Origin of the sequence: Dolichospermum sp. LEGE 00240, from assembly GCF_015207875.1 — a bacterium.
In the GTDB taxonomy this organism is placed as follows: Bacteria; Cyanobacteriota; Cyanobacteriia; order Cyanobacteriales; family Nostocaceae; genus Dolichospermum; species Dolichospermum gracile.
Genome location: NZ_JADEVZ010000003.1, coordinates 1 through 25,853 on the forward strand (window position 1 = coordinate 1; position 25,853 = coordinate 25,853).

Sequence of the window (25,853 nt, forward strand, 5' to 3'; positions counted from 1 at the left end):
AGGTTTCTCGATTGACGACTATTTGGGCTGACGGTGGGTTTGATGGTCCATCGTTTATGATGTGGGTGATGGACGTTTGCCGTTGGATTGTTCAGGTAGTGCTACGACCCCAGCAAACTAAAAGTTTCGTGGTCCTCAAAAAGCGATGGGTTGTGGAACGTACTTTTGGCTGGCTGATGGGTTGTCGTCGATTAGTCAGAGACTACGAGTTACTACCTGAAACATCAGAGACTTTTATCTATCTAGCTATGATCCGTATCATGATCAGGCGATTGGCATAAATTTTGACTCCTCAAAACTTTTCAAACATCCTCTAACTGATAAGCTTAATATTTGACCAATTTGTATTTTTCTCAATATTTCCGTTCAAGGAAGCATTTTCAAGAATTGCCCCTTCAAAAACTACATTTGTTAGATTACATTCATCAAAAGATGAACCACCCAAATTTGCATTTTTAAAGCTTGTGCCATTGAGTTGACAATCATAAAATTCAGCACTACCAAGATTGGCGTTATCAAATCTGACATCCTCATTTTTAATTCTATAAAACTCAGTTTTTCCCAGATTGGCTTGTTCAAAATCTATGTTCATAAACACAGAATCTTTGAACACAGAACCATACAAGTCGCACTGGTAAAAGCGGCATTTTATAAACACACTATTATGTGCATGAATTCCAGACAATTTACAATTACTAAAATCAAAATTTTCTATTTTTAGGTTAGACAAATCGGCAAATTCTCCTTCATCTCCGTAGGATTCTAGATAACGAACATGGTTATTAATTTTATTCTGTAGAGACTGATGATCAGGTGTTTCAGTTAATTCTATAAGTTCTAACATTATCTTATGTACCTTTATGCTAAGGACGATTTACAATCTCAACAATACGATTAAGCTCATCCGGTGTCAATTCTTGATTAAGTCGTTGCCATAATGCTTGATGGTCAGCCGGATTCATGTATGAGCTATCAAGAATAACTTTTCTGGGTACAGGCTGACCAGTATTTCCGTTTAGGAAAGTACCCGGGGGTGTTTTAGTGCCATCAGAAAGTAACTGGGTCTTATCTCGCAATTCCTTTTTAATTGCGGTAACAGCATCTTTTGAATCAAACTTCCATGACTCACCAGGAGAAGGAGAAGTTGGTGTTTTTACATCCCAAGGATTACCATCTGCATCATAAAATTCTATCCCTTTTGGTCCGCGCTTAATTGGCTTTGAAACTTGATACTAACATTTTAGTGAGTGACGTTTTATCTCCTAATTCTATCTCAGCACATTGATGACATTCCTAGTCTCTGACTGGGAACGAGATAAACCTCATCACTCTATGGGAAACCCAGGAATAATTATGTCAATTTCCTGCATTAGTTGTAAAGTTTCTGTTAAAGCAATGACAATTTTTTGATAATGGTTAATTTCCTCTGTAGATAATTCTCGCTTGGCGTTTTTTCTGTCTTTTAGCCATTTATCTAATACCTGATATCCACCAATCTTAAATTCCCAGATATGTGGGGGAATATCTGGAAAATAACTCTGTTTATTAATATAAACCCTTTGCAATTCTGAATTATAAGTAACTTCGGTAACTTGATTATCTCCTATTTGTTGATAGGTTGTAATTAAATTATTGAATATATCCGATTTCATTAAATGTAAATTAACTAATTCTTCTCCTTTAATAGCTAATTCGTTAAATAGTTTTTCGTTACTGGTTAAGGGAAGACGTGGGAAATCTATTTTCAGAAATTCAGCGTATCTAGTGCGATAAATGGGACTGTGAAATATTGCATAAGCATAGTAAAATATTTGTTCTGGAGTTGGTATTTTACCCAGTTTTTCTTCGATAGCTTCTAAGAATTTTGGGGATAAATTAGGAGTTTTTTCTATAAAAAGGTTAGTTTGTTGATTTTCTGTATTTGGATAAGTGTAGAGAGGGAAAACATAAGTTGCTTCCCTACTTTTCAATGAAATAGTACAATGTTCTGTTAAAATTTCCGAACAAAATATATGATGAAAACCTGGTTCAACTTGTTGACGACAAGAAAGTAAAGCAATATTATTACCTTTTAATAAATGTGTCATTAATTCTTTACGACTATCTCCTCTTTCAATAATCTTAGGATTATAATAAACCCAGCGATTGTCAAATGGCCGATAAGCATACAACAATATATTTGATTTAATTTCATTTTCTTTGATATTTAATTTAGCTTTTTCTAAAGTCCAATATTCTGTATCTTTGATATTGTACTTTTGTTTCAATTCTTCTAAGTTAGTATCTATTGCAATATCCTGAAAACGATTTATTAATTCTTGTCTATCATATTCAACACATACATTATCTCTTCTAGTTTTCACTCCCGCAGCATAAATTGGGAAGATATCAGTAATACTTAACTCTCTTTTATATTCATCTTCATAATCAAGATTTTTCGGTGCAAAAAAGTAATTAGGTTCAGTAGGTTTTACCTCTATCCAATCAACATTATCTAAACTTGCAGACTCTAAAAAATTATATTTATCCTCACGATTTCCCCATAAATCATAATATAACACCTTAGCCATTTCCTTAATACCATCTCTGGATTTATAAGCAGTAGAACCATAATCAGGGTTACTTTTCTCTCGCACAGCAATTAAAATAGATACACCTTGTTGAATATCAAAAACATTTTGATCGATATTTCCATCTGGAGTAGTTTCCTTTAATAAAGAATTACCATGTAAATCCATAATATATAAAGTGTCAAAATACTTTAATAATTCTTCTCTCATTCCCCGATGAACTAACCCATTAAGATAGGAATGATTAGTAATAAAACCAATAATACCCGCATTGTGACTATTATTTTCTATTTGATATTGAGCAAATCTAATAAATTTAATATAATCATCATCCAAAGGTTGAATATTTTTCTCACCTTCTAATCTTACCCTACCTTTATATAATTCTAATAGTTCCCCAATATGAGTTAATTCTGTAATAGTTTTACCTACTTTACCAGTTTTATAAATTCTATTCCACACTGAACCAGTATATTCCACATCTGCTAAATATTTTTCATCTTGATTTAAGATTCTTTTCCGTTTACTAGCATTTTGAGAACTGACAGAATAGGGAGGATTTCCTAATACCACAGTGATGGGAATTTCTGTTTTTACTTTTGCTGCTTGACTTGATTCTTCGGCAATAATTTGGGTAATACCAGAGATTAAATCACCTTGTTTTATGCCTTCTTCCAACGCATTAGTTAAATATATTTTTAATCTTTCATTTGGTGCAAATTTATATTTTAAATATCCCAGTAATACACCTATTTTTAAATGTGCTATGGTATAAGGAGTCATTAATAACTCAAAACCAAAAAGACGATTTAAAAGTTCCGTATCTCTTAATAAATTTTCCCAACTACGAACATCATATTTAGCAAAATTATCACGAATTTGTTGAATAACTGCATATAAAAATGTTCCTGTTCCTGTTGCGGGATCAAGAATTGTTACTCTTCTATTTCCTAAACCATATTCTAAATCAAAAATTGTTCTATCTACTAAAATATCATTCACAGCACGCACAATAAATTTAACCACAGGTTCAGGAGTATAATAAACTCCGCGACTTTTTCTTAATGATGCTTGATAAGCCGCTAAAAATGTTTCATAAAAGTGAATTACTGGATCTTCTGTGCGCGTTTCTCGACCAAAATTTTCTAAAATATTGGTCATATCTATTCTGTTGAATAACTCAATTAAATTCTCAATAGATTTGTGAATTTTACTAACGCTACCAGTTCCTAAAACTAAATCAAATAAACCTTTTAAAAAAGGGATTCTATCACTAATATAAATACTAGCTGTAGTGCGATTAAATGCAAATTCTTCAGGGTTTTCTGTATGACCAATTTTTGCAGTAAATAACCCATAAGCAATAGTTTGGGCGTACATATCGGCAAATTTATCATTATCTATATCTAACAATAGTAATTTCTTAAAGCTTTCTTTTAGGCAATTTAATTCTTCGGTAGAATCTTCTATGACTAAAGATAATTCAATGGCATTTCTAATAGTTTTAGTATAAGCAGCCATTTCTCTAGCCAAATCATAATAATTATTAATATCTTTGGCTTTTTGGTTCAGAAATGATTGTAATAATTCTGTAATAGGTTTTAAATCATCAACTAGAGTAATTTCTCCTTGTTCTAAAGTAGCTAATTCAGCAGTTTTTTCACATTCTCCATCTACATACCAACGGAATTGTAAGTAATTAGTTAAGATGAAGTTATAACCTATATTTGATTCTAAATAACGTTTAATTTGCTGTTCATTTTGTTTGTCTAATTTAGTAATGTTGATATTAATATCTTTAGCTTCTATATATCCCACAACGCGCTCATTTTTTCTAATAGTTAAATCGGGTATTCCTGCTTGATTGCCCTTTTCTTCTACTATGGTACTAATGCCAATTTCTAAACTTTCTATTAAACTTTGTAAACTGGAATAGTGACTGCGTTCTCCACCATGTTTAATATTTATTTGTAGGTTTTGGATGTAGTTATTAAAGTTAAACATAGTTGTTATTTTTTAGATTATTGAGCGTTCAGAATAGCATATATTTGTTCATTTCGCATTGATAAAAATAAAATTTTATTAATCTTAGTAAAAAATTACAATTATAGATTTTAGGTAAGAATGCAGCCATAGCGATCATTCATGGACAGATCCCCGACTTCTTAAAGAAGTCGGGGATCTATAATTTGGGATTTACCACTTTTATATAAACCAGAACTTAGGAAACACCAAAAAATAAATTACCCAATTTTGTGGGATGGGCATCCTGCCTGTCCTTGATGATTAGCAGGCAAGATGCCTGCACCACAAGAAATTTTTGGGTATTTTTTTAATTGGAAGTCCCTTAGGCAAAATACCTCTAAAACTCTCTTTATCTTCGTGTCCTTCGTGCCTATGCCTTCGGCACGCTTCACGAACGTGGTTCATTCTTTCGTAACTTGTGGGTAACTCCTATTTGTCAAACTTACCCAAAAATCCCTGTTAAATCTCCTTTCTCCGTTTTCTCTGTGTCCTCTGTGGTTCGTTTTTCCTTTCCTACTACGTAAGAAAAGACCTATTACCAACTAAAACACCTTCAAAATTACGGTTTACCAGATCCATCAGTTGCTAGACTCAGATAAGCTAGTAAAGAAGATCCTTAAAAACTGAGTAAATATTCCCAACAGACTAACTACGTTGTAACTGAATTATGTTTGATGCACTATCTGACCGTTTAGAGTCCGCCTGGAAAAAACTGCGAGGACAGGATAAAATCTCCCAATCCAATATACAAGACGCTTTGCGGGAAGTGCGTCGGGCTTTGTTGGAAGCAGATGTCAATCTCCAGGTGGTCAAAGATTTTATTAGCGAAGTCGAAGCCAAAGCCCAGGGGGCTGAAGTTATCGCCGGCGTGCGTCCTGACCAACAATTCATCAAAATTGTTTATGATGAATTAGTGCAGGTGATGGGGGAAGAAAATGTTCCCCTGGCGGAAGTTACAGGTAAAACCACCGTTGTGTTAATGGCTGGTTTACAAGGTACAGGGAAAACCACAGCCACCGCTAAATTAGCTTTGCATTTACGAAAACAAGACCGTAGTTGTCTGCTAGTGGCTACAGATATATATCGTCCCGCAGCTATTGACCAGTTAATTACCCTTGGTAAGCAAATTGATGTCCCAGTATTTGAACTGGGAATTGAAGCAAACCCCGTAGAAATTGCCCGTCAAGGTGTGGAACGTGCCAGAGCGGAAGGCATAAATACAGTAATTATTGATACTGCCGGACGCTTGCAAATTGACGAAGATATGATGGCGGAATTAGCCCGCATCAAAGAAACAGTCCAGCCCGATGAAACCCTGTTGGTTGTGGACGCAATGACCGGGCAAGAGGCAGCAAACCTCACTCGCACCTTCCATGATCAAATCGGTATTACTGGGGCAATCCTGACCAAAATGGATGGGGATAGCCGGGGAGGTGCGGCGTTGTCAGTGCGGCAAATTTCCGGTGCGCCGATTAAATTTGTCGGTGTGGGTGAAAAAGTCGAGGCGCTACAACCATTCTACCCAGAACGCATGGCTTCGCGGATTTTGGGCATGGGGGATGTTCTCACCCTAGTAGAAAAAGCCCAAGAAGAGATAGATTTGGCAGATGCGGAGCAAATGCAGGAGAAAATCCTGTCAGCGAAATTTGATTTTACTGACTTTCTCAAGCAAATGCGGTTGTTGAAGAATATGGGGTCATTAGGTGGTATCATCAAAATGATTCCAGGGATGAACAAACTTTCTGAGGATCAATTGAAGCATGGAGAAACCCAGTTAAAACGCTGTGAAGCCATGATCAATTCCATGACGGGTAAAGAACGCCGTGACCCAGATTTATTATCGAGTTCTCCCAGTCGCCGCCGTCGAATTGCTTCTGGTTCTGGTTACAGAGAAGCGGATGTAAGCAAACTGGTAGCAGACTTCCAAAAAATGCGATCGCTCATGCAGCAAATGGGACAAGGTGGCATTCCCGGTATGCCAGGAATGTTTGGCGGTGGTAATCCCTTAGCAGCAGGAGGAAACCGCCCTGCACAAGGCTGGCGTGGCTATCCCGGCGGCACACCACCAGCGAAGAAAAAGAAAGAGAAAAAGAAAAAAGGCTTTGGGACTCTTTAGTTTAAAAAATTAGATCCCCGACTTCTCAAAGAAGTCGGGGATCTGAGAACTGCACAAACTAACACCAAATCCGACCACGCCGGAAAGGTTCATCAGGTTCAGTTTGTTGGGCTTTTTGTCTAGCCATTTCCTGTGACCAAAAACCATAATCTTCCAAGCCAGTAGATAACAATTTACGTTCAATTTCTGCTGCTTTTTCTGGAGTTGGAGAAGTTCTTGGTTCTGTGGGACTTGAGTTAGCGGTAGGTGGATTTTTTTTAGCCATAGTATTGATAACTCCTAATTCAAAATTAGATTTTACCTGAACAATAGGAACTGGAGATTGTTCCCAATTAGCACCATTAATTATTCCATGATTGGCATTGCTGGTTTTATCATAAGCTATATTGCTATGACCTTCATTCAAAGGCCAATAACCAACCAGTCCTAACTCATTACCTACCAAAGATTGGTGCATATTCTGTTGAATTTCCGACGGGATACGGGCTACTTTCCAAAGACGAACTTCCGCAAGTTTGCCAAAAAATGGATAAGTTTCATTATTATCTTTGTAAGTCCCAATTAATAAATCATTTTCCGGTTCATAATCAATACCAGAATCAGAACATGATTTGACGGCTATTGCTACCCCATCTAAATACAATTTCATCTGTTGACCATCATAAGTAGCAGCAACATGATGCCATTGGTTTAACTTTAAAGATTCAGGTTTATTACCAAAATATTGAATGTTCTTAGATAAAGTTTTCAAAGCAAAAAACACGCCGCTTTTGCCATCTAGAAGAAGACCATATCCACTTTCACTTACTCCAGTATCAAAAACATTAGAAATAATTCCAGTCCGTCGTCGTTGTTTTTGACAATAAACCCAAGCTTCTAAAGTAATTTCTTTCTCAATCTTAAACTCCAGCTTCTTGCCTAAACTAACATAATTATCTTTGCCATTGAATGCCAGAACAGATTGCAATGAATTTAGTTGCTCTATCATACTAAGAACCAACAATAGCGTTACACAAATTTTGAGCTAACTAAAAATTATGACAACCATAGCTACAAGAAGATTTAATTTGCTGATAACTACGATTTTGAAATGCAGCGGGGTCATTATAATTAGCACCATGTAATAAGTCCATGCGAATGCTAACTAAGTCCTCGACTCTACCATGAATGACATCAACAGACCGATGAGGATAAATAATATCTGGTCTTTTTACCGGAGGGGAAAGTTTGGGTAATCTCATAATCAATTTTAGATTGTAGGTTGGGTTGACGTATGTTACCCAACATTAAAAAACTCAACATGATTTTCTCGTTCCCATACTCCGTATGGGAATGAATTCTAGAAGGCTCTGCCTTCTATTAAAGCAGAGTCAGAGCCTCTGTAGTCGCATTCCCAGTCAGAGACTGGGAACGAGATAACGAGATAAAAGACTTTATTGGGTTGCGCTGTTGCTTAACCCAACCTACCACTATTAATAAGGAGTAGACCAAGAACGGACTTCGCCCAAAGTAACAGGAATAATATCACTCACATCAATTGTAAACCGGAATAGCTTCTTCGCCCGACGACTATTTTCAGGGTCAAAGAACTTCAATTTTACATCCCAACAATCGCTATCTAAACGACAGAAAGGACTTTTCTCTACAGTAATACTATCCAACTCCATACCTGTAGCCACAGCTTCCGCAAAGGTAGAAGCCGCTTGAAAAGCATTCGTAGAGGCAAAATTCAACGCCCTATCTTGGGAAGTTGTGCCTAAATTCCGTAAATCATAATAAATACGGCTGAGGAAACTACCCAAAGTCCGACGAATAGACTCTTCTTGGGCTTCTGAAGCCTGTGCTTGCACTGTCTCAATAGCAGCCTGAACTAAAGTATTCACTTTCCAGCCATACAGTCCGCGAGTGTTGGGAACTTCAATTACTGGCACAACCTGACCAGAAAATAGTTTCACACTGCGTCCCGATAAAATACCGGGAATACTGACTCTCTCTACATAATTCTCGCTGTCTTCTGCTTGAATTTGTCCCGATAATAATTGTTGTAAAATAGCATAGACATCTCTGGCAAAAGCACCACCTGGTTCTATTGCATAGATAGGAGTTAATTCTAAATTTAAAGTCCAAATTAAAGATTTAGCTTCCGAAAGATTATCTCCTAAATAATCTACCATCTGCCGCGCATCATAGGGATTAGCGGGAATTGCTGTTCCGTCTATGGCTACCCCTGGCATTAATTGTTTAAAAGAGTCTCTTCTGGCTTCTGAACCAAAATCATAACCCAGTGTACCTAAAGCATACACTAAGTTAACTTCAGCGAGGTCGCTGGGTGCTTGACTAGCAGTAATGTAATTAGATGTACGATTTGACATGATAGTAGATTGAGAATTGGATGAATTTGTTAAAGGTGCGGAAGTTGTCACAGCAGGAACTACTGGGAAAAATTCAGGGGGTATAAATTCTTCCGGGTTGGGTTCTGGTTCAGCACTATTTGTAATCTCTGCACAACCGCAACCAGCAGCTTCAATACTGTCAACAGTTTCTACTGTATCTAATTCTTCGGACATTGTTCCTCCTGTAAAATATGCCAATGCACCAGAAATATTTAATTTACCTAATAAACAGCGACTAATATCGTCTGTATCCTTATCTGTGCAAGGTATAGCAGTTTCTAATAAAACCGCTCTCACCTTAGCGGGGTCGGGTGTTTCACCACGCTGAACTTGCAGACTTAGGAGTAAAGCAGCGACACCGGAAACAATGGGAGTAGCAAAGCTAGTACCACTGAGTTTTTGTGTCCCTCCCCCCGGTTTTGCCCCTAAAATGTGTTCTCCCGGTGCAAGAATGCCTTGGTTTTGATATTTTTCCCCCCAGTTACTAAAGTCTATGGGTTTACCTTGGTCATTCATTGCCCCTACTGCTAATACGGTGGGTAAAGAGGCGGGAACGTGCAAACATTCGCAACCATCGTTACCAGCAGCAGCCACAATTAAAACATTGTGATCTTTACATAGTTGCACAGCCCTATCTAACCAGCCTTCTGCTTCACCATTATCGGTGAGTTGTCCAGCACTGACATTGATAATATGCGCTCCAGCATTAACGGCTTGTTCTATGGCGCGAGCTAAATCTAGTTGAGAAAGTTTCCTATTATTATCACCAAAAATAGGGACGATTAACCCTCGACATTGGGGAGCAATTCCCCGTAATTCTGAGGAATTATGTTGACCAAATATGATGCTTGCTACATGAGTTCCATGTCCAGACATAGATCCATTAGCTGTCGCTTCTCCCTGAATAAGTGTTGGCAATCTTGTTAAATTTGCTGCATTAAAGCAATTATGAGATTGATCAACCAATCCGTCGAGTATAGCTACACATATTTGTGAATCACCCTGTGTCAAGTTCCATAATTCCTGTATTTCCGTTTTAATTGAGGATTTTGGCATTTAATTTGTTAATTATTTGCTTAAATAACTTTTTTCGCCATAAACATCTATTTTATGGCATTTTTATTACGATTGTGCTTCTAGAACACAAAAGTAATTGTTATATTATTCGGCTGAAATGTCAACTCAATTTACATATTTTAACGGATATAATTTTTTCTTATGTCAAAAAATTATTAATAAGGTCTTGCGTTGAATCATAATTGGCTGTACTATCAGAATCAGGGTAGCTTCACTTAGCCTACTGATTAGTAATTGCACTTTTCATCATCTCATGGTAAGTAGTTGCATTGATTATTCTGAAAAATTCACATTAGTTAATACTAAAACTCTACCTCTCCCTAACCCTCTCCTAAGAGGAGAGGGAACAGGAAGTAAAGAGTTTAAAGCCTCTCTCCTTGTAGGAGAAAGGTTTGGAGAGAGGTTTTATATAAAGCTTTCTCATCAAGATATGTGGTAATTTTAGAGCGATCGCTTTTATGAGGATATGCGGTAATTGTAGGTCGCTCTTATCAAGATATGTGGTAATTTTAGAGCGATCGCTTTGACACTTTCCACACTATCACCTAAAAAAGCTTCTGGTGAATCACAACTCGTTAAATTACCCTTCAACACCAATTTAACGCCTTCACCAAACCAGTCTTCTTCATAAGGAAGAAGTAAAACGAACAAACAAAAAGGAAAACACACCATGACTAAGAAGAACATCCGCCCCCAACAAGTTGCCCCCGTAGAACGCGAAACCATCTCTACTGCCAAGGATCAAAGCGGTCAGGTTACAGCCCAGAATCGCCCGGGTCATAGGATTCCTTTTGCGGGCGACGACGCGGAGTAAGTCACCCCATTTTACCACTCACCTCAAAAAATATCAAAAGTCTGTTTCTGTATCCCTTGGCGCACGGTTCGCCTCGATGAATTGACGTACAACCTCTGTCAGTTCAGGGGTTTCCGATACCTGGCACGGGGGAGGTGAGAAACGGCAGCGATCGCTCTTATGAGTGGTAGTTTTAGAGCGATCGCTTTTATGAGGATATGCGGTAATTGTAGGTCGCTCTTATGAGTGGTAGTTTTAGAGCGATCGCTTTTATGAGGATATGCGGTAATTGTAGGTCGCTCTTATCAAGATATGTGGTAGTTTTAGAGCGATCGCTTTTATGAGGATACGCGGTAATTATAGGTCGCTCTCATCAAGATATGTGGTAATTTTAGAGCGATCGCTTTGACACTTTCCACACTATCACCTAAAAAAGCTTCTGGTGAATCACAACTCGTTAAATTACCCTTCAACACCAATTTAACGCCTTCACCAAACCAGTCTTCTTCATCAGGAAGAAGTTAAACGAACAAACAAAAAGGAAAACACACCATGACTAAGAAAAACATCCGCCCCCAACAAGTTGCTCCCGTAGAACGCGAAATCATCTCCACTGCCAAGGATCAAAGCGGTCAAGTGGAAGCCCAGAGCTTACAGGTAGTGATATATGGTGGTTACATTCCTTTTGCGGGCGACGACGCAGAGTAAGTCACCTCATTCTACCACTCACCTCAAAAAAGGTCAAAAGTCTATTTCTACATCCCTTGGCGCACGGTTCGCAGCGATGAATTGACGGACAACCTCTGTCACTTCGGGGGTTTCGGATACCTGGCACGGGGGAGGTGGAACGGACTGAGATTTTTTAGGGTTAGTGGTTGAACCCTGATTTGTGAGATGAACCCCAGCCAACAGCTTACTACCCCAGTAGCATCTGGTCGGGGTCTTCTCCTTGGGTTTATACTTTTGGCAGAAGCCTTTATACTTTCTGGCACATTCTTCTAAGCTGTTTCCTAGCCGCAGAAAAGCCGGATGCCATTGAGTTAAACAATCATCGGTTAAGCGTTCATAACTGCCATAATTGCTGAAGTCATAGAAAAAACTCTGGCGCATTTTGGCAGCTTTAGGATTAGCGTGAATGTAGCGTAAAGTATTTAATGCTCTTTCTTTGTCTGAAGAAGGAAACCCATCACAGTAATATCGTTTCTCCCAAAAGTGTCCCGTTCTTCTTAACATCCGATTGAAACACATCGCCGTGTACCAATTCAGGAAGTGCATAATTTTGGGTAACTCTTCTGGCTGTTTAGGTGCAATCAAATAATGAACATGATTTGACATAATGCACAAAGCATAAAGCTGGAAATTGTATTTATCCAAAGCCTTTTTTATCGCATAAAGAAACACTTCCCGACATTCACGCCGTGATAGCTTAAATTCACGGTTATTGCAACGGATGGTAATGTGGTAAGAATATCCAGACTTTAAATTTCGAGATTTTCTAGGCATATCTTTTAACAACAATATAAAAACCAGCCGTTTATGATAGCTAATGTAACCCAAAAAGACAGATTTCAAGAACAAAAACTACAGTTTATTCGCAATCCTAATCCAGTTCTCTATTATAATCTTAAAAATAAGCAAGATTTAGCTAATTATTTCAAACTCAACGATGCAGCCCAACGAGTTCACAGTTTTTATCAAAATCAGGATATTTTACCTAATATGTGGGTAGGTACTGTCCAAAAAGAGTTAGAAAAAACAAGAATCGAAAATGTTAGACTTTACTATTATAAATCCTTCAACTAATCTCTCAGCAATTGGCAACCCAACAAAATCAAATCACAAAATCACCAAAATGTTGGGTAACATCCGTCAACCCAACCTACAGAATTTAAAAGATATAATAGAAAGTATCAAAGAACTTGAACAATTAGAAAAAGGAGATGAACTATGAAATATAGTATTTTAATTCAATGGTCCCAAGAAGATCAAGCTTATATTGCTTTTTTACCTGAGTGGGGAAAATATGCTAAAACCCACGGAGAAAGCTATGAAGAAGCTCTAGAAAATGCTAAGGAAGTGTTAGAAGATTTGCTGTATGGCTATAATCAAATCGGTAAGCCTATACCCCAACCCCAAATATTACAAAATATAGCTTAAAAAAGACATAATCTGACAATAATGATATCTATAGGTTAGATGTAGGTTGGGTTAAGCGACAGCGCAACCCAACAACATTAAATCACAAAATCACCAAAATGTTGGGTAACATCCGTCAACCCAACCTACAGAATTTAAATGACATCCTGTAAATCCTGAAATCCTGAACATCCTGATTCAGACAAAAAAATAACAAAGAAATTCATCCCAAACATCATCTAAACTAGAATTGTAATCAACCATCGTATTTTCTATGACAATTCCCATAACTATTAACTTACCCGAAAGTTTAGCTGCTTCTATCCAGCGTCTTGGAGAAGCAACAGCGCGAGAGATATCAGACGTTTTACTTGACACCCTAGAAATAGTATTACCTACCTTAGATAATCTCTCAGAAATGAGCATTAATTCAAGCATTCCTGATATTTCCGATGAGGAAGTTCTAGAATTAGCTAATTTAAAAATGGATGTAGTGCAAAATCAACGCTTGGGAGAACTACAAGCTAAAGGAAAAAATACCGGTTTAACAGCAGGAGAACGTTATGAATTATTAATTTTAATGTCCCTTTATCAAATGGGACAATTAAGAAAATCTGAAGGTTTAGCCGAAGCTGTCAAACGGGGAATAAAAACTCCTTTATCGCCATGAGTTCTCTATCTGAAACCATACGCCAAAAAGTGTCTGAATCAGGATATCCAGGATTAAAGGATGAACAGGATGAATACAGTAGATGTAGTTAAGCGACAGCGCAACCCAACAAAATTAAATCACAAAATCACCGAAATGTTGGGTAACATCCTGTAAATCCTGAAATCCTGGATATTATCTCGACTTCGCTCGATAACCACCTGATTCTGACAAAGAAAATTATTAATATAACATCAAAAGCGTGAAAATCAACCAACAGCAAAATCTGTATATTGTCTCACTAAAGGTTCATGAAATGCTAAAATAATATCTGATTTTGGCACTCCTAATTTAACTAACTCATCTGCTATACCAATTTCAGTTCCATCATGTTGTATCCAAATTTTCTGATCTTTAATATCCAAATGCAAAACACAACCGTAAGTACGCCTTCTGTTTTTCCACCCAACATACACCAATTGATAATGGTCATGAACCAAATCAGAAATAAATTGTTTTTCAATTTCAGAATTTGCCGAACTTGGTTGAGCATATTCCGTTAACAATTGTTGGATATAACCGCGATATTGTTCTAATTTATCCATGTTACAATCACCTCATTTACTGGATCATAAACGATAATTTTCAGTTGAGAACGTTGCAGCACCATTTGAATGAATGGTAAAGTAAAAAAACTTCGATAAGTACCTAAAGGAACAGCCAAATACAAAATTCTTTCTGGTTCTTTTGCTTCAAGAGCAATCTGATAATTGAAACATTGGCCAACTGCTGTATGAAATTGAGAAATATTGGATGATCCTACAAAACTCTTAATCTCAACTGCTATCTTATTTTCCTCTCTCTCGGCTGCCAAAATCTGATCTGCACCCAAATCAATGTACATTTCAACACCACCGATTTCAATTTCAAGAGGATCATCTGTAATCACCCAACCTTCTTTTTCTAACCCTATCCTAACAGCATCATGAAAAATATCTTTAGCTGGCATTAACTTTATAAAAAATTAGACTTTTCACCCACAATTATAACATCAATTACAACAACACAATCAAAACCATGCCTAACCTTACCGACATCCCCGGAATCTCCCAAATTTGGACACGCACAAAAGGCGACCCTCGCATTAAAATTGCTATCCTTGATGGTGCTGCTGATTTAGAACGCAGTTGTTTTCAAGGGGCAAAATTTAGTCAATTTAAACCCTACTGGTCAGAAGATATTGAACTCAACGAAGAATACTATTATTATCTCAATTTATCTTTAGATTTTAACAAAGAACAAAAAGACAAAAAAGACGACCCCGACCACGATAAAGAAGAATCAAAAAAAGAACAAGAGGCATTTTTTGCACCTTTCCCTCCAGCTATTAGACAACGCATTGAATTATCCAGTCATGCTACTCACATTTCTAGCACTATCTTAGGGCAACACGGCACACCCGCCCCTGGTATTGCCCCTTTATGTACAGCATTAAATATTCCCATTTCCTTCGCAGGTGATGATTTTATTTCCCCCGTCAACCTTACTCATGCTATTAATACGGCTTTGAAATGGGGAGCAAATCTGATTCATATTGCTGCTTGTCACCCCACCCAAACCGGAGTAGCACCAGATTTATTTGCCCGTGCGGTCAAACAATGCCAAGATAATAATATGTTAATTGTTGCCCCAGGTGGTAATGATAAAGGTGAATGTTGGTGTATTCCCTCTATTCTTCCTGGTGTGATTACAGTGGGTGCAATGCGAGATGATGGCCAACCGTTTAAATTTAGTAATTATGGCGGAGAATATCAACATAAAGGCGTAATGGCTAACGGTGAAAACATTTTAGGCGCGCAACCGGGAACAGAAGAACCTATCAAAGAAAAAGGGACTAGTTGCGCTGCACCTATTGTCACAGGTATTTCTGCCTTATTAATGAGTCTGCAATTGCAACGAGGAGAACAACCTAACGCCGAAGCAGTGCGGGAAGCGATTTTAAATAGTGCTATTCCCTGTAACCCCGAAGAAGTGGAAGAACCTGAACGCTGTTTATTAGGTAAGTTGAATATTCCTGGAGCGTTTGAGTTATTGACGGGAGAAACGTTAGAACCTCACCCCCAACCCCTCTCCTACGAGGAGAGGGGAGTAAGAATCTCTCGTATCTCTCGTTCCCAGGTTCTACCTGGGAATGCGACATTAGAGGCTCTGCCTCTCACTATATCTTCAGGCAGAGCCTTAGAGACAGCATTCCCAGCCGGAGACTGGGAACGAGAAACATATCCAGAAATAACTCCTCCAAAAAATATCAGCCCTGTCACAACAGAATTGATATTCCAAAACCGTATTCTTAATGAAAGATATGCTTTAGCATCAGAAGCATTTCATGGCTCTTTCTCTAGTGTTTATCCTGCTATTGATTTGTATAATTCTTACGATCAAGTTGCTGTAAAGCTCTTTGAGCTTCAACAAAATTGCCAAGAAATTAATCGGAATGATTTTATTTGGATAAATTTACAAAATTTGCAAGATTTTAAGAAGGTACAGACTGAATCAATCCGTCATGAAAAACAAGCTCTGAGTGAATTACAGCATCCGAGAATTATTACCTTGCTAGATAGTGGTATTGATCGGGATACAGATTATGAATTTCACGTTTTTGAATGGATGGAGAAAACTTTAGAAAAACATTTAGAAGAACTCCCTTTCATAGATTGGAATTATTTCTACAATCATATAGGATTACCTATACTTGAAGGTTTAGCTTTTTGTCATTACCATCATTATATTCACTACGATATTCACCCAAGTAATATTTTGATAAATAGTGAGGGTCAGGTTAAGATTGCTGATTTTGGCGTGGCAAAAAAGCTAAATGAAGAATTTTCCATTTCTAATCCTTTCAATCAAATTAGAAGAGTTAATTACACTCCTCCTGAAATATCTGAAGGTATATTTAGCTATAGCATAGATAACTTTAGCTTTGGTGTCCTTATTCTTGACTGTTTAACAGATATAGCAATATTAAATTATGAGGATATTATTGAAGCATTACAAAAACTAAATGCCCCTGCTACAGTTAAAAAACTGATTGCAACTACAGTTTCCCTTGACCTAGAAAAAAGACCAGCTACAGCAGGAATTTTATTATCAAAATTCCAAGCAATTCAGCAAGTAAATACAAGTACATTCCCGGTTAAGGAATCTGAAAAAATCCTTAATTCAGCAGTAAGTGCTTCTACTCCTTTAACTTTGATTTCTTCAGATTTAGTCATAGAAAATCTATCTCACACCACAAAAGGCATTACCCCTAGTGCCGCTTCTAAATTGGTATATGCTTTAGGAACAATTGGTTATGATTTTGGTAATGAAGCCAGAAGGGACACCTTTAAACAATTAATGCCAGCAGTGAATATGGACGGGGCAATTATTCCTGCTAATCCCTATGATAGCCGGCAAATGGTGAATTATCTATCAGAAAATCCCGCCGAAGCTAAACCTTTAATTTGGACTCTCAACCAAGAACTAACTCCTATTTATGCTTTAGAACCTGTGAGCGGTTTTGCCGCAGATATCTATGAAACTCTCATTTTAATGTTAGAGGGACAAATTCAACCAGAAAACAGTGATGATTTTGTGGAACGGGTAAGTATACCTGCAAGGTTAACAGATAGAACTGTGGAGTTATTTTCTGGTCAAGTTGTGCCTGTAATTAGTCTAACTAATACTAGGGGAATGTATGGCTGGAAAGTCAACAGTTTAGTAGATGCAGCTTTGCAAACTGTAATTACGGGAGAAACTGCACCAGCCCAAGAAATAGCTATGAGAAAGGCTTTGAGTAGTTTCTTAAGTCGAGTATACTATGATTTGCAAAATTTAGGACAATTGGCAAAAGATCGAGCGTTAAATTTTTCTGTAACTAATGCTTTTCAAGCCGCTTCTAGTTTTTCTCAAGCTATTTCTACAGGGATGCAGCTTGATAGTATTGAAGTAGAAAAAAGTCCTTTTTGCAGAATTAATAGTGATTGTTGGGATGTGAAATTAAAGTTTTTTGACCCAGAAAATGGAAGCAGGGCTAAAAAGGTGTTTTTGTTTACCATTGATGTTAGTGACAGAATTCCTGTGACTTTAGGTCATGTCCGCTCTTGGTCTGTGCGGAAATAAGCACGTAGTCTATACTCTGATCCAGATTTATTATCGAGTTCTCCCAGTCGCCGTCGCCGCATAGCTTCTGGTTCTGGGTACAGAGAAGCGGATGTGAGTAAACTGGTGGCAGATTTCCAGAAAATGCGATCGCTCATGCAGCAAATGGGACAAGGTGGCATCCCCGGTATGCCAGGAATGTTTGGTGGTGGTAATCCCTTAGCCGCAGGTGGTAATCGCCCCTCAGCCGGCTGGCGTGGCTACCCCGGTGGCGCACCACCAGCGAAGAAAAAGAAAGAGAAAAAGAAAAAAGGTTTTGGGACTCTTTAGAATTTAAGCACAAAATCCCGGATTTCTTCCATAAATTCGGGATTTGCCAAATGCAATAATTATGGTGTTTGTTCAGGGTCTATCGCAAATCACTATAATTGTTAATATATTCATCAGTGCCACTGCTTGTGTTCAAAACTTTATTTACCTTTGGTAAAATGGAGATTCAGATATGGTACAGCAACTTATACCACCAGAAATCAAACCAGAAATCATCTACCCTGATAGTGATGGCAACCCTATGTCTGATAATACTAAACAATATGAATGGATTGTTAAAATTAAGGAAAATTTAGAAATATTATTCGCCCCAAACAATGATGTATTTATAGCTGGTGATTTACTTTGGTATCCTGTAGAAGGAAGTGTAAAAACCCGACAAGCACCTGATGTCATGGTAGTGTTTGGAAGACCCAAAGGTGATAGAGGTTCTTATAAACAATGGCAAGAAAATAATATTCCTCCCCAAGTGGTATTTGAAATCCTATCTCCGGGAAATAGCACCAAAGAAATGACCAAAAAAATCCTCTTTTATCAGCGTTATGGGGTAGAAGAGTATTATATATACAATCCAGACACAATTGAATTAACAGGATTTATTCTTGAACAAGAATGTTTAGAGGCAATTGAGGATATTAATAATTGGGTCAGCCCGCGTTTAGACATACGTTTTAAACTCACAGCAGATAACTTAGAAATTTATTATCCTCATGGCGCTAAGTTTCTCACATCTGTGGAATTAAATCAACGTGTCGAACAAGAACAACAACGTGCCGACCAGGAACAACAACGTGCCGACTAGGAACAAAAACGTGCTGAACAAGAAAAACAACGTGCTGAACAAGAATACAAAAATTATCAAGACCTATTAGCAAAATTAGCAGCTAAAGGTATTGATATCAATAATCTGTGACATACTCCACACACTCCCTTTCAGGTGAGTGTGGGCAACGAGCGCGACTCTTCTATGAAGACATTAACTGAGCTTTAGGACCGTCTAAAAAGGTGTTTTTGTTTACTATTGATGTTAGTGACAGAATTCCTGTGATTTTAGGTCAAGTTCGCTCTTGGTCTGTGCGGAAATAAGCACGTAGTCTATGCTCTGATCAATAATTTATCAAAATTGTTTATAATGAGTTAGTGCAGGTAATGGAGGAAAGATTGAGGTACTACAACTGTTTTATCCCGAAACGACGGGAACAGGGAATGAAGAGAATATCTTTCCAACTGACAACTAAACTAATAGCCATTCACGGCTAGAAAGTGCTAAAATTAGCATTTCAGTGTTGGAAGTTGTGAAGGCGGGTATAATATCCCCATCACTTCCCTATCAATCAGTTACAAACTCACTCACTAGGAACAGGAGAAACAGTTGTCAACATGATCAAATTGCGTTTAAAAAGATTTGGCAAAAAGCGCGAAGCAAGTTACCGGATTGTTGCTATTAACAATCTTGCCCGTCGTGACGGTCGCCCCCTAGAAGAACTAGGATTTTATAACCCCAGAACTGATGAAGTAAAATTAGATATTCCTGGTATTGTTAAGCGACTGCAACAAGGCGCTCAACCTACCGATACAGTTCGTCGTATCCTCGTAAAAGCTAACGTTTTTGAACAGGTCAGTGCAACAGCCGCATCATAGTCTTGAGATTAAATCCCTAACAACCAATCCCAATTATGTGGGGCTGGTGAAGTTTCTTGTGCAACCGTTTTTAGAATCTCCAGAATCTTTAAGCGTTGATTGTGAAATGTCTCAAACCCTCAAGCGGGCTTGGGTTCGCATTGCTTTTAACAGCATAGATAAAGAAAAAGTGTTTGGTCGGGGGGGACGAAATATCCAGGCAATTCGCACTGTAATTTCCGCAGCAGCAGAACTAGCTGGGCAATCAGTATACCTGGATATTTACGGCGGCAGTTCCCACAGTCGAGATAGTATGTCTTTTGATGAAGACCAGGAAGAGCGGATACTACCACCCAAGTCGAAAGAAAGAGAGAGCAATATTCCCAAACCTGTTGTTAAACCACGTTTACGCTAGATCATAACTGGTCAGTTTAAATGGTTGATTACAGATTATTTTCTGGGAAAGATGGAGAAAGGGGACAACAAAATTGTCAAGTCTTGGCGAATATTTCCGTGTTCACTGCGGATTTACCAGCCAAGAATTAACAAATGTTGTCAGCCTATTTTCCAATATTTTAAGAGGAGTCAGGAGTCAGGAGTCAGGAGTCAGGAGGAAGAAAGAAAATAAGAAAGAAGAATGTAGAACCTGCTGATAAATTGTTCGAGTTTTAGTTTTATTTAATAAGCCTTAATTGACAGAAAATTATAGAATTTTCAATTTACATTTAATAGGAAAATATTAATTTTGTTAAAAACCACCTTTTACCCAATTCAGCAATAATATGGCAGATGATTCCATAATTCAACTGCCTAGTATGTCCAGTGCGATCGCTCTAGCTGGTTATGGTGAGGCAAATATCAAGTTTTTATCACAACAAACAGGGGCTAACTTAGTTCTACGGGGACAAGAATTATTAATTTCGGGAACACCTAAACAAGTAGAATTAGCAAAGCGATTAGTGCGATCGCTCGAAAATTTGTGGAGTAAAGGTAATAATATCTCTAGCGCCGATATTCTCACAGCCCGTCAAGCCCTCGATACAAATACAGAAGACCAACTCCAAGACCTACAACGGGATATCCTCGCCAAAACTCGCCGGGGTTTTGAAATTCGCGCCAAAACCTTTCACCAACGCCAATATATAGACGCACTTCGTAGACGTGATTTAACCTTTTGTATTGGTCCTGCGGGAACAGGGAAAACCTATCTCGCTGTAGTTATGGCAGTCCAAGCCCTACTCAGCAATCAATTTGAACGACTGATTTTAACCCGTCCCGCAGTCGAAGCAGGAGAAAAACTCGGCTTTTTACCAGGAGACCTACAGCAAAAAGTCAACCCCTATTTACGTCCCCTGTATGATGCCATAAATGAATTCATAGACCCCGAAAAAGTCCCCAACCTAATCGAACGGGAAATCATCGAAGTCGCACCACTAGCTTATATGCGAGGACGGACATTAAATAACGCCTTTATCATCGTTGACGAAGCCCAAAATACCACACCAGCGCAAATGAAAATGGTTTTAACCCGATTGGGTTTTAACTCCCGCATGGTAATCACAGGTGACATCACCCAAACCGATTTACCACCCCATCAAAAATCAGGTTTAGATGTAGCCTTACAGATTCTCAGAAATGTAGAAGGAATCGCCATTTGCGAATTTTCTCAAAAAGACGTTGTTCGTCATCCTTTAGTACAGCGGATTGTTGCTGCCTATGAAAAATACGAAACGTAGGGGCGCAGGGTCTGCGCCCTCTTGCCTTCTGGATTGTATTACATCCAAAAAAACGCTATAAATCTGAAATTGAACACTAACAACTAAAAAATCAACACATATGAGTACAACATTGAAAGAATTTTTGGAAGCTTGTGAAACCTTGGGAACTTTGCGCTTAATTGTCACCAGTAGCGCCGCTGTTTTAGAAGCTAGAGGAAAAATAGAAAAACTATTTTACGCCGAATTACCAAAAGGTAAATATGCGAATATGCACACCGAAGGCTTTGAATTTCATTTGAATATGGATATGATTCAAAAAGTGAAATTTGAAACAGGTGAAGCCAAAAGAGGAAATTTTACAACCTATGCAATTCGGTTTTTAGATGCAGAAGAAAAACCTGCATTAAGCCTCTTTTTACAATGGGGTAAACCCGGAGAATACGAACCAGGACAAGTAGAAGCTTGGCAACTTTTAAAGGGAAAATATGGCGAAATTTGGCAACCTTTAGCCCTAGAAGCCTTGTAATTTCGTAAGCTTCAGATCCCCGACTTTTCAAAGAAGTCGGGGATCTTTAAATAAATTTAAATTTTAATTATTGAATATGTTGATGAAAATAATTGTTAGTTTTTGCTTAATGCTTTTATTATTCTTAGGAAATAACGAGGCACAAGCTGGAGAATTAGCAGAACATTTAGCCAAATTCCCCCAATGGGAAAAATTAACATCGGTCAAACCAGCCAAAGGAGATTTAGTTTACCCTGACTGGATAGCTGGGACTTGGAAAGTTACCAGCACATTAGTAGATTTAGCCGTACCTTTAGCACCGGATATAGTCACACCAGGCTTTGAAGGTAATCGCAGTCAATTAAATCAACCAATTAGTTTTTTAGTGAAATTCATTAAAGTTAAACCAACTAATTCTGGGTTTAAAATTTTTGGTAACTTTTCAAAGCAACCATCAATATTAGTCGCTGACAGAGAATTTAATAGTTTAAATTTATCCAGAGCCTATTTAGGCGATGAGGCTGTATTATCATCCAAAGTAGATCCTCAATCTCCCAATCGGCAAATTACATTTTTGCGGGGTGAACGCCAATTAATATCCATTATCAGCGATCGCGCCACCGAAACAACAGCCGATAATCAATTCATCACCACAGAAGTTTTCCAACAATTATTTAAAGGCAGTTCTCGTCCATATTTGAATACTGTAGAATCAACCACAGCCTATCAAAAACTCTCCACACCCTCTCCAGCCATTACCGCAGATCAAGTAACCGCCGTCTACCTTTCACCCCAAGATCCCGATTATTTTACCGCAGGTTCTCGACCAGTGGCATTATATCGGTATCGCCTAGAATTTGTCCCCCCCAAGCTGAACCTGGTAAATGGCACGAACTAATGGCGTAAACCTCGGAAACTGGCTGGGAGTAAAGGATTTAGACGTTATCAAAAAATATTTTCTCTAACCCCTTGCTAAATCTAGAGAGTGCTGCTATTATGGTTAAGCGTGGGAAACAAACGGGTCGATGTCCGAGTGGTTAATGGAGACGGACTGTAAATCCGTTGGTTTACGCCTACGCTGGTTCAAATCCAGCTCGGCCCATATCCTACAAAGATTAAGAATTTAAATGCTGTCCGCTTGTCTGTGGTACAGCATTATAAATCTTAACTATGTTTTAGATTCCGCCCGTGTGGCTCAGTGGTAGAGCACACCCTTGGTAAGGGTGAGGTCACGAGTTCAATCCTCGTCACGGGCTTTTTGTAATGACGAAAAATCAATAATTTCTGGTAACTTGCATAGGTTGGCTCTACTCTACCAGTATTTCATTACAGATGGGAACTTGCATAATAGAAATACCTTATTTTGTTTATCATAAGCTAATAGGACTTACGCATTGACAGAATTAACCAAATATGAGGCATGGGTTTCAGGCATTTAAATGTAATTTTTCGCTGATTTTTAGGCGAACTGCTTACAGCAGCGGTTCGCTATCTCTATTTATATAAACTTCAGCCCCAAAAGCCTGAAACAACCAAATATCGTTCATACATGATGATGGTTAATTTGTACAGTGCGTAAGTCCTAAATAAGATAATTTACATCAAAACACCTGTTACAATTAATAGCATTATGATTAATCCTGTCCCTAGTCCTAATTTGCGTACTCCCATTGCTATTAGTTTGGGTGCAATAGTTGGTGCTTTAAGTCGCTATTATTTAACATTGTGGTTGACAAACCGCTTTGGTTTTGGTTTTCCCTATGGAACTTTTTTTATTAATATTAGCGGTTGTTTAGCAATGGGGTTTTTCGCAACTTTAGCTATGGAAAAAACAGTGCTGATTTCCCCAGAAATTAAGTTAATTGTCGCTACAGGATTTTTAGGTGCATATACTACTTTTTCTACTTTTGGTTTAGATACAGTTGGCTTATTACAACGTGGTAATTGGTTAGCTGCTGCTGGTTATTTTTCAGGTAGTACAATCTTGGGAATTATCAGTGTGCAATTAGGGATGATTATTGCTAGAATGTTAAATTAAAAGTTATTGAAAATAAATTAGTATAGAAAATGGTGCAAACACAATCTCTTATCAACGAAAATTCTTTAACAGAAATATTACCTGGAGGGAGTAACCCAGATGCTTTTGAATTAGCCCAAGCATGGTATCCAGTTCACTATCTTCAAGATTTAGACAAATCCAAACCCACACCTTTCACTCTTTTGGGTAAAGATATTGTGATTTGGTGGGATCAAAAAATCGCATCTTGGCAAGTATTTATAGATCAATGTCCTCACCGTCTTGCACCTCTTTCGGAAGGCAGAATTAATGAAGATGGATTGTTAGAATGTCCTTATCATGGTTGGTCATTTGCTGGAGATGGAAGTTGTCAAAAAATTCCCCAACAGGTTGCAGGTGCAAAAGCAGAAACCTCTCCCAGGGCTTGCGTACCATCTTTACCAACAACAGAAAAACAAGGATTATTATTTGTCTATGCTGGTAATCCAGAAAATGCTGCAAATACAAAAGTTCCTGTAGTTGAACCCATAGAAGTAGCACCGGAAGGATGGGTAATTATGAACACTTTTCGAGATGTTCCTTATGATGCTTTAACATTATTAGAAAATATCCTTGATCCTAGTCATATTGCCTTTACCCATCATCGTACAGTGGGAAATCGTGCCAATGCTGCACCTTTAGAATTAGAAATAGTTGAATCTGGGAAATATGGTTTTGCAGGGATTTGGAAACAAGGTTTAAAAGCGGGACAATCGGGAAAACTTTCCACAACATTTATTGCCCCTGGTTTGATGTGGCATGACATTAATGCTGAGAAAGGCAGAATTTTAACCGTTGTTTATGCTGTCCCCATTCGCAAAGGTGAATGTCGGATAATTGCCCGGTTTCCTTTTAAGTTCAAGTCTCAAATTCCAGGATTTTTTATTAAAATTCGCCCTCGTTGGTATGTCCATATTGGACAAAATGGCGTTTTGGAAGATGATCAAATTTTTCTCCATTATCAAGAACGTTATTTAGCAGATAAAGGTGGTAGTGCTAATTTTAATAAAGCTTTTTATCTGGCGACAAAAGCAGATACTTTTGTTTCCGAGTTACGTAAGTGGGTAAATCAATATCATGGGGAAACATTTCCGGGGGAATCTTTACCACCACTTTTATTAAATAAGGAAGCACTACTAGAAAGATATCATTCCCATACAGAAAAATGTGCTAGTTGTCGTCAGGCTTTAAAAAGAGTTCAACAGTTAAAATTCTGGTTTGGTGTTTTTACTATTCTGGCTTTAGCTAGTAGTCCTTTATTCGCTTTTTTGGTAGAAACAAAATCAATTCTATTTGTGATGACAGAAACATTTATTCCTCTTTTATTGGGTGCAGCATGGTGTAAATTAAGTCAGTTGGAAAGGGAGTTTTATGAGGGGAGAATGATCCCTCCTCGTAATTTACCAGAGACAAAAAGATAGATTGGCGGTTTCAAATTTCACTTAATACTATTGTCAGCGTCCAAATATGAAAGTTTGAATTCATACTCTCGGTATCAATCGGGCTTTGATATTTTAGATGCTGAGTCTATACCTGTTTATCCGTCTGAGGTATGTTTTTAGGGTTAACTGTCTGAATCAGGATATCCAGGATTTAAGGATTTACAGGATGTTTGTTTAATTTGCATTTTTAGGGTTTGAGGATTCTATACTTCTCGGTTAGACTCAAAAAACTGCAATGTAATCTAGATTAGTGCTTTTTGTTGCTTAATAGGGAATAATA

Annotated in this window: 26 protein-coding genes, 2 tRNA genes and 2 pseudogenes; 20 read left to right on the plus strand and 10 right to left on the minus strand. The window is 37.9% G+C overall.

Annotation, left to right across the window (positions count from 1 at the left end):
* Positions 1 to 281 (plus strand): transposase (locus IQ226_RS00915; RefSeq protein ID WP_193890953.1); only part of this gene is annotated, 281 nt, incomplete at its 5' end.
* 32 nt (positions 282 to 313) lie between these two features.
* Here IQ226_RS00915 and IQ226_RS00920 read toward each other — a convergent pair.
* A complete protein-coding gene (locus tag IQ226_RS00920) occupies positions 314 to 844 on the minus strand; it encodes a pentapeptide repeat-containing protein (protein WP_193890956.1) in 531 nt (176 codons plus the stop codon).
* Positions 845 to 1,041: 197 nt separating this feature from the next.
* Between IQ226_RS00920 and IQ226_RS00925 the strand changes: the two genes are divergently transcribed.
* Positions 1,042 to 1,185: a hypothetical protein gene (locus tag IQ226_RS00925; RefSeq protein WP_193890959.1), complete on the plus strand. Its 144-nt coding sequence runs from the start codon at positions 1,042 to 1,044 to the stop codon at positions 1,183 to 1,185.
* A gap of 140 nt (positions 1,186 to 1,325) precedes the next feature.
* Here IQ226_RS00925 and IQ226_RS00930 read toward each other — a convergent pair whose 3' ends face one another.
* A complete protein-coding gene (locus tag IQ226_RS00930; protein ID WP_193890962.1) occupies positions 1,326 to 4,574 on the minus strand; it encodes a type ISP restriction/modification enzyme in 3,249 nt (1,082 codons plus the stop codon).
* A gap of 688 nt (positions 4,575 to 5,262) precedes the next feature.
* On the opposite strand from IQ226_RS00930, the gene ffh reads away from it, so the two are divergent.
* Entirely contained in the window at positions 5,263 to 6,711 is a 1,449-nt protein-coding gene (gene ffh / locus IQ226_RS00935) for a signal recognition particle protein (protein ID WP_193890965.1), read from the plus strand.
* A 58-nt stretch (positions 6,712 to 6,769) separates the two neighbouring features.
* On the opposite strand, the gene IQ226_RS00940 is transcribed toward ffh, so the two are convergent.
* The 4 genes from IQ226_RS00940 to IQ226_RS00955 all read right to left on the minus strand — a co-directional run bounded on the left by IQ226_RS00940 (position 6,770) and on the right by IQ226_RS00955 (position 10,907).
* A complete protein-coding gene (locus IQ226_RS00940; RefSeq protein ID WP_193890967.1) occupies positions 6,770 to 7,699 on the minus strand; it encodes a LamG-like jellyroll fold domain-containing protein in 930 nt (309 codons plus the stop codon).
* Positions 7,700 to 7,739: 40 nt separating this feature from the next.
* Entirely contained in the window at positions 7,740 to 7,952 is a 213-nt protein-coding gene (locus tag IQ226_RS00945) for a cyanobactin biosynthesis system PatB/AcyB/McaB family protein (protein WP_193890969.1), read from the minus strand.
* A 231-nt stretch (positions 7,953 to 8,183) separates the two neighbouring features.
* Complete coding sequence (locus IQ226_RS00950; protein ID WP_193890972.1) at positions 8,184 to 10,160, minus strand: PatA/PatG family cyanobactin maturation protease; 1,977 nt, start codon at positions 10,158 to 10,160, stop codon at positions 8,184 to 8,186.
* A gap of 477 nt (positions 10,161 to 10,637) precedes the next feature.
* Positions 10,638 to 10,907 (minus strand): hypothetical protein, encoded by a 270-nt coding sequence (locus IQ226_RS00955; protein WP_193891350.1) that lies wholly within the window; start codon positions 10,905 to 10,907, stop codon positions 10,638 to 10,640.
* Here IQ226_RS00955 and IQ226_RS25805 point away from each other — a divergent pair.
* Positions 10,852 to 10,995 (plus strand): anacyclamide/piricyclamide family prenylated cyclic peptide, encoded by a 144-nt coding sequence (locus IQ226_RS25805; protein WP_193890975.1) that lies wholly within the window; start codon positions 10,852 to 10,854, stop codon positions 10,993 to 10,995. The genes IQ226_RS00955 and IQ226_RS25805 overlap by 56 nt on opposite strands.
* Before the next feature lie 317 nt (positions 10,996 to 11,312).
* On the opposite strand, the gene IQ226_RS00965 is transcribed toward IQ226_RS25805, so the two are convergent.
* Positions 11,313 to 11,450, minus strand: coding sequence for a hypothetical protein (locus IQ226_RS00965; protein ID WP_193890977.1), 138 nt, complete (start codon positions 11,448 to 11,450; stop codon positions 11,313 to 11,315).
* 76 nt (positions 11,451 to 11,526) lie between these two features.
* On the opposite strand from IQ226_RS00965, the gene IQ226_RS00970 reads away from it, so the two are divergent.
* Complete coding sequence (locus IQ226_RS00970; RefSeq protein WP_193890980.1) at positions 11,527 to 11,682, plus strand: anacyclamide/piricyclamide family prenylated cyclic peptide; 156 nt, start codon at positions 11,527 to 11,529, stop codon at positions 11,680 to 11,682.
* 33 nt (positions 11,683 to 11,715) lie between these two features.
* Here IQ226_RS00970 and IQ226_RS00975 read toward each other — a convergent pair whose 3' ends face one another.
* Positions 11,716 to 12,477, minus strand: a complete 762-nt coding sequence (locus tag IQ226_RS00975) for a transposase (RefSeq protein ID WP_193890983.1) — start codon at positions 12,475 to 12,477, stop codon at positions 11,716 to 11,718.
* Between the two features lie 33 nt (positions 12,478 to 12,510).
* On the opposite strand from IQ226_RS00975, the gene IQ226_RS00980 reads away from it, so the two are divergent.
* The 3 genes from IQ226_RS00980 to IQ226_RS00990 all read left to right on the plus strand — a co-directional run bounded on the left by IQ226_RS00980 (position 12,511) and on the right by IQ226_RS00990 (position 13,780).
* On the plus strand, positions 12,511 to 12,777 hold the full coding sequence (locus IQ226_RS00980; RefSeq protein ID WP_228039181.1) for a DUF5838 family protein: 267 nt from the start codon (positions 12,511 to 12,513) through the stop codon (positions 12,775 to 12,777).
* A 144-nt stretch (positions 12,778 to 12,921) separates the two neighbouring features.
* Positions 12,922 to 13,131, plus strand: a complete 210-nt coding sequence (locus tag IQ226_RS00985; protein WP_168465420.1) for a type II toxin-antitoxin system HicB family antitoxin — start codon at positions 12,922 to 12,924, stop codon at positions 13,129 to 13,131.
* 253 nt (positions 13,132 to 13,384) lie between these two features.
* Positions 13,385 to 13,780: a hypothetical protein gene (locus tag IQ226_RS00990; RefSeq protein ID WP_039200150.1), complete on the plus strand. Its 396-nt coding sequence runs from the start codon at positions 13,385 to 13,387 to the stop codon at positions 13,778 to 13,780.
* Positions 13,781 to 14,028: 248 nt separating this feature from the next.
* On the opposite strand, the gene IQ226_RS00995 is transcribed toward IQ226_RS00990, so the two are convergent.
* Both IQ226_RS00995 and IQ226_RS01000 read right to left on the minus strand, forming a co-directional pair.
* On the minus strand, positions 14,029 to 14,364 hold the full coding sequence (locus IQ226_RS00995) for a XisI protein (protein ID WP_193890986.1): 336 nt from the start codon (positions 14,362 to 14,364) through the stop codon (positions 14,029 to 14,031).
* A complete protein-coding gene (locus tag IQ226_RS01000; RefSeq protein ID WP_168465422.1) occupies positions 14,352 to 14,768 on the minus strand; it encodes a XisH family protein in 417 nt (138 codons plus the stop codon). Before IQ226_RS01000 ends, IQ226_RS00995 begins: the two co-directional genes overlap by 13 nt.
* Before the next feature lie 68 nt (positions 14,769 to 14,836).
* Between IQ226_RS01000 and IQ226_RS01005 the strand changes: the two genes are divergently transcribed.
* The 12 genes and pseudogenes from IQ226_RS01005 to IQ226_RS01060 all read left to right on the plus strand — a co-directional run bounded on the left by IQ226_RS01005 (position 14,837) and on the right by IQ226_RS01060 (position 25,552).
* Positions 14,837 to 17,923 carry a PatA/PatG family cyanobactin maturation protease gene (locus tag IQ226_RS01005; protein WP_193890989.1) on the plus strand — a complete coding sequence of 1,029 codons (3,087 nt, stop codon included), beginning with the start codon at positions 14,837 to 14,839 and terminating at the stop codon, positions 17,921 to 17,923.
* Between the two features lie 18 nt (positions 17,924 to 17,941).
* Positions 17,942 to 18,232: pseudogene (locus tag IQ226_RS01010) on the plus strand (signal recognition particle protein); the annotation flags it as partial.
* Between the two features lie 172 nt (positions 18,233 to 18,404).
* A pseudogene (locus IQ226_RS01015) lies at positions 18,405 to 19,145 on the plus strand (Uma2 family endonuclease).
* A 467-nt stretch (positions 19,146 to 19,612) separates the two neighbouring features.
* Positions 19,613 to 19,873, plus strand: coding sequence for a 30S ribosomal protein S16 (gene rpsP / locus IQ226_RS01020; protein WP_027403099.1), 261 nt, complete (start codon positions 19,613 to 19,615; stop codon positions 19,871 to 19,873).
* A gap of 7 nt (positions 19,874 to 19,880) precedes the next feature.
* Entirely contained in the window at positions 19,881 to 20,267 is a 387-nt protein-coding gene (locus tag IQ226_RS01025) for a KH domain-containing protein (RefSeq protein ID WP_053541388.1), read from the plus strand.
* Positions 20,268 to 20,634: 367 nt separating this feature from the next.
* Positions 20,635 to 21,588, plus strand: a complete 954-nt coding sequence (locus tag IQ226_RS01030) for a PhoH family protein (protein ID WP_053540860.1) — start codon at positions 20,635 to 20,637, stop codon at positions 21,586 to 21,588.
* 100 nt (positions 21,589 to 21,688) lie between these two features.
* The gene (locus IQ226_RS01035; protein WP_193890992.1) at positions 21,689 to 22,096 is read left to right on the plus strand and encodes a ChuX/HutX family heme-like substrate-binding protein; all 408 of its coding nucleotides are present in this window, start codon (positions 21,689 to 21,691) and stop codon (positions 22,094 to 22,096) included.
* A 76-nt stretch (positions 22,097 to 22,172) separates the two neighbouring features.
* Positions 22,173 to 22,973, plus strand: coding sequence for a DUF6816 family protein (locus IQ226_RS01040; protein WP_193890995.1), 801 nt, complete (start codon positions 22,173 to 22,175; stop codon positions 22,971 to 22,973).
* 121 nt (positions 22,974 to 23,094) lie between these two features.
* Positions 23,095 to 23,177: transfer RNA gene (locus tag IQ226_RS01045), tRNA-Tyr, on the plus strand.
* A gap of 82 nt (positions 23,178 to 23,259) precedes the next feature.
* Positions 23,260 to 23,331 (plus strand) — tRNA-Thr (locus tag IQ226_RS01050).
* A gap of 374 nt (positions 23,332 to 23,705) precedes the next feature.
* Positions 23,706 to 24,113 (plus strand): fluoride efflux transporter CrcB, encoded by a 408-nt coding sequence (crcB, locus tag IQ226_RS01055; RefSeq protein WP_193890998.1) that lies wholly within the window; start codon positions 23,706 to 23,708, stop codon positions 24,111 to 24,113.
* Positions 24,114 to 24,142: 29 nt separating this feature from the next.
* A complete protein-coding gene (locus IQ226_RS01060) occupies positions 24,143 to 25,552 on the plus strand; it encodes a Rieske 2Fe-2S domain-containing protein (protein ID WP_193891002.1) in 1,410 nt (469 codons plus the stop codon).
* Positions 25,553 to 25,853 lie beyond the last annotated feature (301 nt).